This is a genomic window from Streptomyces sp. NPDC050423, assembly GCF_040655445.1.
GTDB lineage: Bacteria > Actinomycetota > Actinomycetes > Streptomycetales > Streptomycetaceae > Streptomyces.
On record NZ_JBFAJY010000031.1, the window covers coordinates 66,082 to 79,059 of the forward strand.

Annotated in this window: 10 protein-coding genes and 1 tRNA gene; 6 read left to right on the top strand and 5 right to left on the bottom strand. The window is 71.6% G+C overall.

Features of this window, described 5'->3' with window-relative positions; translation table 11 throughout:
• Positions 1-11: 11 nt before the first annotated feature.
• Both AB0I52_RS22635 and AB0I52_RS22640 read right to left on the bottom strand, forming a co-directional pair.
• The gene (locus AB0I52_RS22635; protein ID WP_363075248.1) at positions 12-1,541 is read right to left on the bottom strand and encodes an amino acid permease; all 1,530 of its coding nucleotides are present in this window, start codon (positions 1,539-1,541) and stop codon (positions 12-14) included.
• Between the two features lie 87 nt (positions 1,542-1,628).
• Positions 1,629-2,636, bottom strand: coding sequence for a hypothetical protein (locus AB0I52_RS22640; protein ID WP_363075250.1), 1,008 nt, complete (start codon positions 2,634-2,636; stop codon positions 1,629-1,631).
• A gap of 321 nt (positions 2,637-2,957) precedes the next feature.
• On the opposite strand from AB0I52_RS22640, the gene AB0I52_RS22645 reads away from it, so the two are divergent.
• Genes AB0I52_RS22645 through AB0I52_RS22655 form a run of 3 tightly spaced genes read left to right on the top strand, consistent with a single transcriptional unit; the run spans position 2,958 to position 7,046 of the window.
• Positions 2,958-4,391 carry an FGGY family carbohydrate kinase gene (locus tag AB0I52_RS22645; protein ID WP_363075252.1) on the top strand — a complete coding sequence of 478 codons (1,434 nt, stop codon included), beginning with the start codon at positions 2,958-2,960 and terminating at the stop codon, positions 4,389-4,391.
• Between the two features lie 19 nt (positions 4,392-4,410).
• Positions 4,411-5,823, top strand: coding sequence for an NAD(P)/FAD-dependent oxidoreductase (locus AB0I52_RS22650; RefSeq protein WP_363075254.1), 1,413 nt, complete (start codon positions 4,411-4,413; stop codon positions 5,821-5,823).
• Entirely contained in the window at positions 5,820-7,046 is a 1,227-nt protein-coding gene (locus AB0I52_RS22655) for an FAD-dependent oxidoreductase (RefSeq protein WP_363075256.1), read from the top strand. The genes AB0I52_RS22650 and AB0I52_RS22655 overlap by 4 nt, the downstream gene beginning before the upstream one ends.
• 25 nt (positions 7,047-7,071) lie before the next feature.
• On the opposite strand, the gene AB0I52_RS22660 is transcribed toward AB0I52_RS22655, so the two are convergent.
• Both AB0I52_RS22660 and AB0I52_RS22665 read right to left on the bottom strand, forming a co-directional pair.
• The gene (locus tag AB0I52_RS22660) at positions 7,072-7,392 is read right to left on the bottom strand and encodes a hypothetical protein (protein ID WP_363075258.1); all 321 of its coding nucleotides are present in this window, start codon (positions 7,390-7,392) and stop codon (positions 7,072-7,074) included.
• A gap of 95 nt (positions 7,393-7,487) precedes the next feature.
• On the bottom strand, positions 7,488-8,051 hold the full coding sequence (locus AB0I52_RS22665) for a DUF309 domain-containing protein (RefSeq protein ID WP_363075260.1): 564 nt from the start codon (positions 8,049-8,051) through the stop codon (positions 7,488-7,490).
• A 109-nt stretch (positions 8,052-8,160) separates the two neighbouring features.
• Between AB0I52_RS22665 and AB0I52_RS22670 the strand changes: the two genes are divergently transcribed.
• From AB0I52_RS22670 to AB0I52_RS22680, 3 genes are all read left to right on the top strand, one after another.
• Positions 8,161-10,794, top strand: a complete 2,634-nt coding sequence (locus tag AB0I52_RS22670) for an AAA family ATPase (RefSeq protein WP_363075262.1) — start codon at positions 8,161-8,163, stop codon at positions 10,792-10,794.
• 49 nt (positions 10,795-10,843) lie between these two features.
• Positions 10,844-10,917: transfer RNA gene (locus AB0I52_RS22675), tRNA-Pro, on the top strand.
• A gap of 111 nt (positions 10,918-11,028) precedes the next feature.
• Positions 11,029-11,469, top strand: coding sequence for a VOC family protein (locus AB0I52_RS22680; protein WP_363075263.1), 441 nt, complete (start codon positions 11,029-11,031; stop codon positions 11,467-11,469).
• Positions 11,470-11,937: 468 nt separating this feature from the next.
• Here AB0I52_RS22680 and AB0I52_RS22685 read toward each other — a convergent pair whose 3' ends face one another.
• Positions 11,938-12,939 (bottom strand): tripartite tricarboxylate transporter substrate binding protein, encoded by a 1,002-nt coding sequence (locus tag AB0I52_RS22685; protein WP_363075265.1) that lies wholly within the window; start codon positions 12,937-12,939, stop codon positions 11,938-11,940.
• Between the last annotated feature and the right edge of the window lie 39 nt (positions 12,940-12,978).

The window sequence follows — 12,978 nt, forward strand, 5'->3', positions numbered from 1 at the left end:
CGGCCAGCGGATCAGATGATGCCTTCCTCGATCTCCGCCTGCTCACGGGCGTTGCCGTACGCCGACGGCGTGCTGTACGAACTCCGCGCGACGAACCACCACACGGTGGCCAGCACCAGCACGGCGACCAGCGCGATCGACGCGTAGTTCATCGAGTCGATCGTCACCGGCGACGACTGCGGCAGCAGGAACAGCACGGTCACGATGGAGACCCACACCACGGCGATCCAGCCGACCGGCTTCGACCAGCGGCCCAGGTGCCACGGCCCGCGCTCGAAACGGTCACCGGCACGCAGCTTCAGGAAGATCGGGATCGCGTAGGCGGGCGTGATGCCGATGACGTTGATCGCGGTCACCGCACCGTACGCGGTCGCGGAGTACAGCGACGGAACGGCGAGCAGTCCGGCGACGACGACCGACAGCCACACCGCGTTGACCGGCGTCTGCGTACGGGCGCTCACCTTGCGCCACAGCGCGGAGCCCGGCAGCGCGTTGTCCCGGCTGAAGGCGAACACCATCCGGCTGGCGGCGGCGACCTCGGCGTTGCCGCAGAACAGCTGCGCCGCGATCACGATGAGCAGCATGGCCGTGGCGCCCGAGGTGCCCAGAGCGTCGATCAGGATCTGGGCCGGCGGCACTCCGGTGGCGCTGTCCTGGGTGCCCGCGTAGTCCTGGATCGCGAACGTCAGCCCGGCGAGCAGTACGAAGCCGGCCACCCAGGAGACCCAGATGGCACGGACGATGCCACGGGGCGCCGAGACCGAGGCGTCCGAGGTCTCCTCCGACAGGTGGGCGGAGGCGTCGTAGCCGCAGAACGTGTACTGGGCCAGCAGCAGACCGATCGCGGCCACGTAGAGCGGGTTCTCCCAGCCGGTGTCATTGACGAACTCGGTGAAGACGAACGACGGCGACTGGTGGTGCGCGGGGACGATGGCCAGCACGGAGACGATCACCGCGACGCCGGCCAGGTGCCACCACACGCTGACCGAGTTCAGCACGCTGACGAGCCGGACACCGAAGAGGTTCAACACGGCGTGCAGCAGCAGGATGCAGAGGAAGATGACCATGGTCTTGCCCGGGGTGGGGGTGAATCCCCACTGCAGATTCATCAGGGCACCGGTGAACAGCGCGGCGCCGTAGTCAATACCGGCGATCGCACCGAGCAGCCCGAGCAGATTCAGCCAGCCGGTGTACCAGCCCCACTTGCGGCCGCCGAGCCGGTCCGCCATGTAGTAGAGCGCCCCGGACGTCGGGTACGCGCTGGTGACCTCGGCGAGCGCCATGCCCACGCACAGCACGAACAGGCCGACGCCGGCCCAGCCCCACAGCATCACCGCGGGCCCGCCGGTCGACATGCCGAATCCGTACAGGGTCATGCAGCCGGAGAGGATCGAGATGACGGAGAAACTGATGGCGAAGTTGCCGAAACCGCCCATCCGCCGCGCGAGCACCGGCTGGTAGCCGAGCTCGCGAAGCCGCTGCTCCTCGTCCCTCGGCGCGTTGGCCTCGGAACCCGTGTGGGTCGAGGTGGATATGGACATGGGGGACCTCCGTGAGCGGTGTTCTTGCTGGGGACAGAGACAAGGACAGGACGGGCGGCGCGAGGAGAGGGCGGTGCGGGTTCCGGCTCAGCCGTGCGGTCCCCTGCCGGGGTCGCGGGCCGCGGCCAGGGCGCGGCTGCGGGCGCGCAGGAACACTTCCTCGGCGCCACCGGGTTCCTTGGGCGTACGGGTGCGGTACGCCCAGGGCAGCGAGGTGAAATAGGGGCCGAGCTCCTTGAACACCGGGGCCGCGTCGGCGAACTGGAGCGCGCCCCACAGCGCGTGCGCCAGATGGTTGAGGTCGAGCAGGGTGTGGCTGGGCGCGGACGTGCGAAGGAACCAGATGTTCAGAGCGCGGACGGCGTCGCGCTCTGCGTCCTCGGTGACCCAGTGCAGGTCCAGAGCCTTCTCATGGCCGCGTTCGCGGCGGTAGCGCTCGACCCGCACGTACAGCGGAAGCACGTGCAGGGCGGACCCTTCGGGTGCCGATGAGGCCGCCCACTGAACGAAGTTGACCGCTTCGGAGAGGGCGCCACCGGCCTTGCGCGCATAGACGAACTGCAGCATCCGGTGGTATGCCTCGCGGTTGAACGGATCGCGCTTGTCGGCCTCCGCCAGCAGACCCCACGGCCCCGGGAAGAGCATGGGCCCCGGCGGATGCAGCCGGTGCTCCTCCAGCCGCTGGCGTTCGTCCAGCTGGGAGAGGGCCAGCAGGCACACCCAGGGCACCGGGTCCGTGGGCGAGGCGTGGGCGGCCGAGCGGCACGCCTCCCAAGCCTGCTGCCACAGTTCCTGCGCCCGGCGGTGCCCCTCGCGGTGGGCGCGGACGGCCCGCTCCACGACGACCCGGGCGTGCATCACGGCGGCCGCGACGCTCCGGGGCTCCTCGGTCAGCCAGGCCTGTACCGCGTCCGAACCCGCGGCGACCGCTCCGAGCACCTGGGTGCGCTGGGTCCACCGGGCCCAGTCCGGGGTGCTCTCCAGCAGATTGCGCATGGAGAGCCAGCGGCCTGTCCGTAGGTCCTGTAACGCGGATCGGAGTTCGTTGTCGTGGCCGGCCGGATGATAAACCGGCCGGAAATCACTGTTGGCCATGGATGCCCTCTGGGCATGGTGTCGGTCTCATCGATCCTCAAGGACGTGGGGGGTGAAGTAGCTGTTGAAATATGAACTGCTGTAAAGCGTCCGGTTGTTGCTCGGCGGTGAGTGTAGAGCCCGTTGCGTCGAACCCCCGAATGATTCGTGGATCTTATTCAAGTCGCTTGAGCAAACGGGAGGTTGAGCGTTGAAGGAGGGTTCCGGAGATAGGCTTTACGGGTGCTTGACGTAGCCGCTGGGCTGCACCACTCTGGGTTTCCGCAACCGAAGATCACCATTCCGTTCAAGTGCCCGAGCTTGCGTATCACTGGGGAGCCGATGACAGGTCCGGTACTCGCTGTGGACCAGGGGACATCCGGCACCAAGGCGCTGGTGATCTGCCCGGAGCGCGGCGTGATCGGTTCCGGTTCGGCTCCGGTACGCCCCCGGTTCGCTCCCGGCGGGGTGGTCGAGGCCGACCCCGCCGAGCTGTACGGGTCGGTCGTCGACGCCGGGAGGCGGGCCCTGGCCCAGGCGGGCGAACCGGTGGCCGCCGTCGGTCTCGCCAATCAGGGCGAGACCGTGCTCGCCTGGGATCCGGACACCGGAAGACCGCTCACCGACGCAATCGTCTGGCAGGACCGGCGGTCCGCCGGGTTGTGTGCCGAACTCGCCGTACACGAAGAAGAGTTGAAACAACTCACGGGACTGCCCGTCGACCCCTATTTCGCCGCCCCGAAAATGGCCTGGATCCGCCGCGAACTGACCCGCGAGGGAGTCGTCACCACCAGCGACTCCTGGCTGGTCCACCGGCTCACCGGTGCGTTCGTCACGGACGCGGCGACGGCCGGGCGCACCCAGCTGCTCGATCTCGACCGGGTCGGCTGGTCACCCGCCGCCCTGGACATCTTCGGCCTGGGCGGCGAACGCCTGCCGTCGGTGGTCGACGCCGCCGGAGTGTTCGGAACGACGACCGCGTTCGGGGGCGAGCTCCCGCTGACCGGCCTCCTCGTCGACCAGCAGGCCGCCCTGCTGGCACAGAGCGCGCTGGAGCCGGGCACCGCCAAGTGCACCTACGGCACGGGTGCGTTCCTGCTGGCCCAGACGGGCCCGGCGCCGCGCCGCAGCTCCACCGGACTCGTCAGCTGCGTGGCCTGGCGGCTCGGCGGACGGACCAGCTACTGCCTGGACGGACAGGTCTACACGGCGGCCTCCGCGGTGCGCTGGCTCACCGACCTCAAGGTGATCTCCGGAGCCGCCGACCTCGACCCGGTCGGCGGCTCCGTCCCCGACTCCGGGGGCGTCACCTTCGTACCGGCGCTCGCCGGCCTCGCCGCCCCCTGGTGGCGCGGCGACCTGCGCGGTTCGGTGACCGGGCTGAGCCTGGACACCACCGCGGGCCATCTGGTCCGGGCCCTGTGCGAGGGCATCGCCGCACAGGTCGTCGAGCTGGCCGAAGCGGTGGCGGCCGATCTGGGAGCCCGGCCCGGCGTGCTGCGCGTCGACGGCGGGCTGACCCGCTCCGCGCTGCTCATGCAGACCCAGGCCGACCTGCTGCAACGGCCCGTCGAGGTGTCCGCGCTGCCCGACGTCACCGCGCTCGGCGTGGGCGCCGTGGCCCGGCTCGGCCTCGACCCGGGTCTCACGCTCCGGCAGGCCGTGCCCCACTGGGAACCGGCCGCGGTGTACGAGCCGAGGATCGGCCCCGACGAGGCGGCCGAGCGCCTCGCCGGATTCCGCGCGGCCGTCGGCACCCTCCTGGAGCGGTCGTGACCACTGCCGGGACCGGCCGGTGACCCGCACCGTCACGACGGCCGGGCAGCCGCTGCCCGGCGGCCCGCCCTACGACGTCACGGTCATCGGCGCCGGAGTCGTCGGCACCGCGATCGCCCGCGAACTGGCCCGCTACCGCGTCCGCACCGCCCTCGTCGAGGCCTCGGGCGACATCGGCAACGGCACGTCCAAGGCCAACACCGCGATCCTGCACACCGGGTTCGACGCCGTGCCCGGTTCGCTGGAGGCCCGGCTGGTACGCGAGGGACAGCGCAGACTCGCCGGGTACGCCGCCGAGACGGGCATCCCCGTCGAGCGTGTCGGCGCCCTCCTCGTGGCCTGGGACATCGACCAACTCGACGCGCTTCCCGCCCTGTTGGCGAAGGCCGAGGCCAACGGCTACCACGCGGCACGGCTCCTGGACGCGGACCGCCTCGCCGAGCTCGAACCGCACCTGGGACCGGGCGCCCTCGGCGCACTGGAGATTCCCGACGAGTCCGTCATCTGTCCCTGGACCACCCCGCTCGCCTTCGCCACCCAGGCAGTCCTGGCCGGCGTCCATCTGCACCTGGACTGCCGCGTCACGGGCATCGACCCCGGCACCGGCATCCACACGCTGACCACCACCCGCGGCCCCCTTCACACCCGCCGGCTGATCAACGCCGCCGGACTGCACGCCGACGAGATCGACCGGCTCCTCGGGCACGACGCCTTCACCGTCACACCCCGCCGGGGACAGCTCGTCGTGTACGACAAACTCGCCCGCGATCTCGTCCGCCACATCCTGCTCCCCGTGCCCACCGCGGCGGGCAAGGGCGTCCTGGTGGCGCCCACCGTCTTCGGCAACGTGCTGCTCGGCCCGACCGCCGAGGACCTCGACGACAAGGCCGCCACCGAGTCGACCGAGGACGCGATCGCGCTGCTGCGGGAGAAGGGCCGCAGGATCCTGCCGCGGCTGATCGACGAGGAGGTCACCGCCGTCTACGCGGGGCTGCGGGCGGCCACCGGACACGAGGACTACCGCATCAAGGAGTACCCGGACCGGCGCTACATCGCCGTGGGCGGCATCCGGTCCACCGGGCTGACCGCCTCCATGGCCATCGCCGCACACGTGACCGCCCTTCTCGCTCGGACCGGACCCGACCTGGGCGACCCGGCCGAACTGCCGCCCGTCACCATGCCGGGCCTCGGCGAGACGAGCGACCGCCCCTACCTGAACGCCGGGCTCATCGCCGGGGACCCCGCCTACGGCACCGTGGTCTGCCACTGCGAACGCGTCACCGCGGGCGAGATCCGCGACGCACTGGACTCCGTGCTGCCGCCGCGCTCGGCCGAAGGACTGGCGCGCAGGACGCGGGCCGGCAACGGGCGCTGCCAGGGCTTCCACTGCGGGGCCGGGCTCCGCGCGCTGATCGAGGGGACGCGGACATGACCCGCCGCGAGCGTACGGTCGACGTGCTGGTCGTCGGCGCGGGCCCCGCCGGACTCGGCGCGGCGGCCGGACTCGCCGCCTCCGGGGCGCGGGTGGAGGTCCTGGAGCGCGAGCAGAGCGCCGGCGGCATCCCGCGCCACTGCCACCACGGTGGCTTCGGCGGGCGCCGCGGCACCGGCGGCACGAGCGGGCCCGAGTACGCGCTGCGGTGCACAGCCGCCGCCGAACGGGCCGGCGCCACCCTGCGCCTCGGCATCACCGTCACGGGCTGGGCCGGACCGCGCACCCTCGACGCCACCGGACCGGGCGGACTCGAACGGATCACCGCCCGCGCCGTCCTCCTCGCCACCGGCGCCCGGGAACGCCCCCGCAGCGCCCGGCTCGTCCCCGGCACCCGCCCAGCCGGCGTCTACACCACCGGGGAACTCCAGCAGGCCGTCCACCTCCACCACCAGCACATCGGTACGCGGGCGGTGGTCGTCGGCGCCGAACCCGTCGCCCACGCGGCGGCCGACACCCTGCGCGCCGCCGGAGCCGAGGTGGCCGCCCTGGTCACCGGCGATCCGCCCGAACCCCTCGCCGTGCTGCGCCGGGGCCCCGGCGCCCCGGTGCTCAGCCGCACCACAGTGACCGGCCTGACCGGGCGCGGGCGGCTCACCGGCGTCACGGTGCGCCATAACGACGGCCGGACCGCGACGCTGCGCTGCGACACCGTGGTCTTCACGGGTGACTGGATCCCCGAACACGAACTTGCCCGGCGAGGCGGGGTCGCCCTGGACCCCGGCACCCGCGGCCCCGCCCACGACGCCTCGTACCGCACCGGCGAGCAGGGCGTCTTCGCCATCGGCAATCTCCTGCACGCCGTGGAGAGCGCGGGCACCGCGGCCGCCGAGGGACGCGCCGTCGCCGCCCCCGTACTGCGCCACCTCGCCACCGGGTCCTGGCCCGCCGGCCGTACGGCGCTCACGGTCGAGGCCCCGCTGACGTGGATCGCGCCCAACCTCATCGCCCCCGACGCCGACCGGCCACTGAACAACCGCTTCGTCCTGCGCACCGAGCGGCGGCTGACCGCCCCGCTGCTCGTGGTCCGTCAGAACGGGCGCCTGCTGCACCGGCAACGGCTGCTGCTGCCCGTCCGGCCCGGCCTCCCCCTCCAGCTGTCCGCCGACTGGCTGGACCGGGCGGATCCGCACGGCGACACCGTACTGATCTCCGTGCGCTGACCGCGCGGGGCCGGCGCCGGTCGCGTCAGGGAATCAGCAGCCAGTCCGAACCGATCGCCGCCACCAGTCCGACGCCCAGCAGCCAACTTCCCAGCCTGGTCCGGCCGTTCCTGCTCAGCTCGATCACGATCCCGCACAGGATCAGCGCCAGCCCGTACACCCCGACCACCAGCACGGAGGACCGGCTCGCGATCCGCAGCCCCAGGACGACCGCCATCGCGGCCATACCGACGGAGGACAGGACGATGCGCAGCCGTCTCGCCTGGCGCGGCGTCAGCCGTCGCTCCTCGGCTTCGGGTGCGGGTATCGGGGCGTCCACGGCCTGGTCCTGGTCAGAAGTGCTCATGACGCGGGATGGTAATGGCTTCGCGCGGCCCTGTTCACCGCTCTCGGTCAACGGGAGGGAAAGGGACGCGGGTCCGCCGCCCGCCACCGTCCGGGCTACCGGCGCCCGGCCCGCAGGCGCGGCGCCTCGGCAGCGGCGTCGACGGGCTCCGCGCCCGGCTCCTCCACCCGCCCCGCCAGCTCCCGCGCCCAGCCGACCAGCGCACCGACACCGATCCCGTGCGCCGGGGAGCCGCCGGACACTCCCGACGGGACGGCGTCGGACGGGCTCGCGTCCCCGGACGCCCCGGCACCACCGTGCTCGGCGAACTCCGCGAGCGCCGCCGCGCCCCGCCGCAGCAGCCGCGCCCCGCCCGTCACATTGCCCCGGGCGGCATGGGTCAGCCCGACGGCCAGCTGGGCCAGCCCGCGCCACAAATCCCGTTCCGCCGGAGGGCCCGACTTCCACGCGTCCTCGAAGACTTCATGGGCATGGAACGGCATCCCGGCGTCCAGCAGCCGCTGCGCCTCCCGGACGGTCTCCTCCGGGGCACGGACCACACCCTCGGGCTGCCGCTCCACCCCCGGCGAGCCGTACGGCAAGGGGCGCCCCAGCCCGTCACGGGGGCGCGCGTTGTGCGCCCGGCCTTCGGTGTCGCGGTCCCTACGAGTCTCGTCCACCCCTCGATTGTGCCCCGCACCTGCGGTGAACTCCTTGAACCACTGTTGGTGAGCACCCGCGCACGACTATTCTCGACAGTTGTCCGTACCACTTTGGGGGAGGGTAGGCATGAAACCGTCCCGGCCGCTGTACGAGCGCGAACCGGAACTGGCCGCCGCCGCGCAAGCCGTCGACGCACTCTGCGGCGCGCAGGCATCCGGCGGGTTACTGATCTTCAGCGGTGAAGCAGGCATCGGCAAGACAGCACTGCTGGCCGAGATCCAGGCCATGGCTGCAGACCGGTGCACCGTCTGGTCCGCACGTGGCGGCGAGACCGTCACCTCCGTACCGTTCCACGTCGTACGCCAACTGCTGCAGCCCGCACTGGAACAACTCCCCACCGACGACGTACGTGCCCTGTTCGGCTCCTGGTACGAGATCGCCGCACCCGCCCTGGGACTCGCCGAACCGACCGGCCCGCAGCCCGATCCGCAGGGTGTGCGCGACGGTCTCGACTGGGTCGTCTCACGGCTCGCCTCCCGGCTGAGCCACCGCCCGCTGCTGCTCCTCATCGACGACGCGCACTGGGCCGACGGCGAATCCCTCGCCTGGCTGGCCTCGTTCACCGCCCGACTCGGTGAACTGCGGGTCCTGGTCGTCCAGGCGCACCGCCCGGAGGAGCTCGCCGCCCGGGAAGCGGCGCGCACCGCCGCGGGCGGCCATCCGGCACAGGTGCGGGTCGCCCTGCGGGCCCTCACCCCGGACGCCACCGCGGAACTGGTCCGCGCGGGCCTCGGTGAACACGCCGACGACCCGTTCTGCCGCGAGGTCTGGGCCGTCACCGGCGGCAACCCGTACGAGGCGGTCGAACTCGTCGCCAAGGTCCAGGACCGCGAGCTGGGCCCGCTGGAGGAGTCGGCCGGGCTGCTGCGCGAACTCGGTGCGTCGGCCCGCGGCAGCGGACTCGTCGCCCGGCTCGAACGGCTCGGCACCAATGCCAACCGCTTCGCCTGGGCCGCCGCCGTGCTCGGCACCGACATCTCCCAGGACCTCGCCGCCACCCTGGCCGGTATGAGTCCCGCGGAGGCGGCGGACTGCACGGCCCGGCTGCGCGAGGCCCGTATCGTCAGTGGTTTCGACCCGCTGGAGTTCGTGCACCCGCTGATCGCCACCGCCGTGTACCGCTCGATTCCGCCGGCCACCCGCACCGCCATGCACGGCAGGGCCGCCTGGGCGATCACCCGGGCCGGTCTCGGCCCCGCCGCGGCCTCCCGGCATCTGCTCGAAGTCCATCCGGACGACGACCACGAGCTGGTCGAGCAACTCCGGGCGGCGGCCAACCAGCACCTCGCGGTCGGTGCTCCCGAGGCGGCCCGACGCTGTCTGGAACGGGCCCTTCAGGAACCGCCGCGCCACGACGTGCGCGCCACCCTGCTCTACGAACTGGGCTGTGCCACGCTGCTCAGCTCGCCGCCCACCACGGTGCAGCATCTGCGGGCCGCGCTCGGCCTTCCCGGTCTCGCCGACGACCTGCGGGTCGACGCCACCTTCCGGCTCGCCGCAGCGCTGTCCCACAACAATCAGCTGAAGGAGGCGGCGCTCGCCCTCGCGGCCGAGGCCGAGCGCACCGCGCCGGGCCCCGGTCTGATGCGACTGCAGGCCGCTCACTTCCTCTGGGAGGGCATGCAGGCGGCCGAGGAGGACGGTCCGGGCCGCTCCCGCAGGCTCGCCGCGAACGCCGATCACCTCACCGGCCGGGACAACGCCGAGCGGGCCCTGCTCACCCTGCGCGCCTTCGACGCCATGCTGCGCGGCGAGAACTCCCAGCTGATCGTGGACCTCTGCGAACGCGCCCTGGTCAACGGCCGTCCCGCCCGCGGTCTCGGCTGGACCGATACGGAATGGGGCTTCGAACTCCCCGCTCTGCTGGGCATCACCTACGCCTTCACCGACCGGCTCGACCGCGCCGAGGAACTCTTCGGTGAAGCGGTGCGCGCCTTCGAGATCTCCGGCTGGAGCGGCGCCCACCTGGCCTTCGCCCATACGCTCCTCGGCCTGGTCAACCGCCGTCGCGGCCGCCTCGCGGAGGCGGAGGGCTTCCTGCGCGAGGGCCTGCGCCTCGCCGACCGGGTCGGCAGCGGACTGCCCGTCCACTGGGACGCCGCCTGTCTGCTCATCGACACACTGCTGGCCCGCGGCCGTGTCACCGAGGCCCGCAAGATCGCCGACCAGTACGACTTCGGGCTGCCCTACCCCAGCGCCATGGTCCTCCCCGACGCCCCGTGCGTCCGGGGCCGCCTGCTGCTCGCCGAAGGCCGTATGAAGGAAGCCGTCACCGAGCTGGAAGCCGCCGGCCAGGCCCTCGAACCGCGCGGCAGGTTCAACGGCATCTGGGGCCCCTGGGCCGGCGACCTGGCACGCGCGCTGGCCGACGAGGACCCGGCCCGCGCCGCCCGGATCGCCAACTCGGCCCGGGTGCGCGCCGAGCGCTTCGGAACGGAGACCGCGATCGGTGAGGCACTGCGCTGCGTCTCGCTCTTCGCCCCTCCGGAGGAGGCCGAACGCCTGCTCGGCGAGGCGGTCCGTCATCTGGAGGCATCCCCCTCCGGCTACGAGTTCGCGGTCGCCCTCGTCGAGCACGGCATCGCGACCCGCTCCCCGAGAGAGCTCGCGCGGGCGCACAAGCTGGCCACGGCCTGTGGTGCGGAATCCCTGGCGACCCGCGCCCAGCAGGCACGGGCGTCGATCCGGTCCACCGAGTGAGGTAATGTTTGTCCTGCGCAGCCACCCGGGGACACCGGGGGATTCGCAGCGGGACGTGGCGCAGCTTGGTAGCGCACTTGACTGGGGGTCAAGGGGTCGCAGGTTCAAATCCTGTCGTCCCGACTGGAGACAGTCGCAGGTCAGGGCCGGTTTCGGAGAAATCCGAAACCGGCCTTTGGCAGTTCTTGGGCAGACAGCGGCCACCACCGCCGGACGAGGAAGAAGGAGACCGGCATGGCTGTTCAGCGGATGGACAACGTCGGCATCGTCGTCGAGGACATGGACGCCGCCATCGCGTTCTTCGTGGAACTCGGTATGGAGCTGGAGGGCAGGGCGGAGGTCGAGGGCCCCTTCGCCGACCGGTGCACCGGACTCGACGGCGTCCGCTGTGACATCGCGATGGTCCGGACCCCGGACGGTCACAGCCGGCTCGAGCTGGCGAAGTACCGCAGCCCCGCGGTGATCAGCGCCGGCCCGCGCAACCGGCCGCACAACATTCTGGGCACCCACCGCGTCATGTTCGCCGTCGACGACATCGAGGACACCGTTGCCCGCCTGCGCCCTCACGGTGCCGAACTCGTCGGTGAGATCGCCCGGTTCGAGGACAGCTACCTGCTCTGCTACGTCCGCGGCCCGGAGGGCATCATCGTCGGACTGGCCGAGCAGTTGCGCTGAGAAGGAGGAACCGAACCATGCGGCCGAACGAGAGCAGCGAGGTTCTGAACCGCCCCGATCAGCCAGGAGCTGCCGGCCCGTGACGTGACCCGCCCGGTCTGCGTCGCCGAGGATGCGGGGCTTCTTCCCGTGGCCGGTCAGGGCTGGTCAGGTGTGTCCGGGTGGGCGTCTGTCCTCAGCACCCATGTACTGCCTGGGCAGCCTGCGGGGAACGGAGGGAAGCGGTGGCCCTTCACGTCGGTGCTCCAGTGGTGGGCCGCACCGCAGTCACATTCGTAGATCCCGCTCTCGGGCACGATCTCGCCCGGGTGCCATGTCGTCTGCGCGTCGCTCATACCTTCTGGTGTACGTCGCTCTGCCCGCTCTCGCGACTCAGGCGGGGCGTGGGCCCTGCGGGCGGCGGGTGCGTTTCTGTGCGTGCGGCCGCGGATCCTTGACCGACAGCGCGGTTCCTCATACCGGCCGGGCTTATGCCACGCCGAGCTCGGTGAGGATGTCGGCAACGGCCCTGTCCTGCTCCGTCAGGTAGCTGGAGAACTCGAAGCCCGTCATGAACGCGTCGGTCCAGCCGTGCTTGGTCAGTTCGGCCTTCCACTCCTCGGAGTCGTGCATCGTGGTCAGAGAGTCGATCCAGACCTTCCTTTCGGCGCCGCTGATACCGGGAGGTGCGACGATTCCGCGCCAGTTGGTGAAGACCAGGTTGATGCCCGAGGACTTCAGCGTCGGGGTGCCCTTGAGGACAGCGATCGGCTTCTCGCTGGTCACCGCGAGCACCCGTACCTGCCCCGCCTCGATCTGGTCGATGAATTCACCGAAACCGCTGGCGCCGAAGGCGATCTTGTTGCCGAGGATCGCCGGGAGCAGCTCACCACCGCCGTCGTAACTGAGGTAGTGGACCTTCTTCGGGTCGATGCCGACCGTCTTGGCGAGCTGCACCGAAAGGAGGTGGTCCGGTCCGCCGACCGATGAGCCGCCCCCGACAGCGATGGCCTTGGGGTTCGCCTTCCAGGCGGTGACGAGATCGCTGATCGACTTGTACGGGGAGTCCTTGGGCACGACGATCGCGCCGGCCTCCTCCATCATCTTGGCGATCGGCGTGGTGTCGGCCAGCGTCGCGCTCGACTTCGAGGTGTACGAGGCGCCGACGACTCCCAGCCCCATCTGCATGGCGAGGTTGCCGTTGCCCCGTTCGTGCACGGTGCGCTGCAGGCCGACCGTGCCGCCGGCGCCCGGAAGGTTGAACACTTGGACACCGGAGGCGATCTTGGTGTCCTCCAGCACCTTGGCCGCCGCACGGGCCGCGGTGTCGTACCCGCCGCCCGGAGTGTTGGGGACCATGATCCGCAGACCGGTCACGGTCCCCCCGCCCTTGCCCGTTCCGTCGTTCTCCCCGGTGGCGCCGCAGGCGCATATCACAAGCATGGACACGGCGGTCAGGGCGCTGACGACAGCGGCTCTGCGAGTTCTCATGGTTTGTCCCTTCCACTTCGGACATTCGGGCGCCATGAT

Coding starts and splice junctions, on each gene's coding strand:
- AB0I52_RS22635 (WP_363075248.1), bottom strand. CDS start 1,541: ATGTCCATATCCACCTCGACCCACACGGGTTCCGAGGCCAACGCGCCG.
- AB0I52_RS22640 (WP_363075250.1), bottom strand. CDS start 2,636: ATGGCCAACAGTGATTTCCGGCCGGTTTATCATCCGGCCGGCCACGAC.
- AB0I52_RS22645 (WP_363075252.1), top strand. CDS start 2,958: ATGACAGGTCCGGTACTCGCTGTGGACCAGGGGACATCCGGCACCAAG.
- AB0I52_RS22655 (WP_363075256.1), top strand. CDS start 5,820: ATGACCCGCCGCGAGCGTACGGTCGACGTGCTGGTCGTCGGCGCGGGC.
- AB0I52_RS22660 (WP_363075258.1), bottom strand. CDS start 7,392: ATGAGCACTTCTGACCAGGACCAGGCCGTGGACGCCCCGATACCCGCA.
- AB0I52_RS22670 (WP_363075262.1), top strand. CDS start 8,161: ATGAAACCGTCCCGGCCGCTGTACGAGCGCGAACCGGAACTGGCCGCC.
- AB0I52_RS22680 (WP_363075263.1), top strand. CDS start 11,029: ATGGCTGTTCAGCGGATGGACAACGTCGGCATCGTCGTCGAGGACATG.
- AB0I52_RS22685 (WP_363075265.1), bottom strand. CDS start 12,939: ATGAGAACTCGCAGAGCCGCTGTCGTCAGCGCCCTGACCGCCGTGTCC.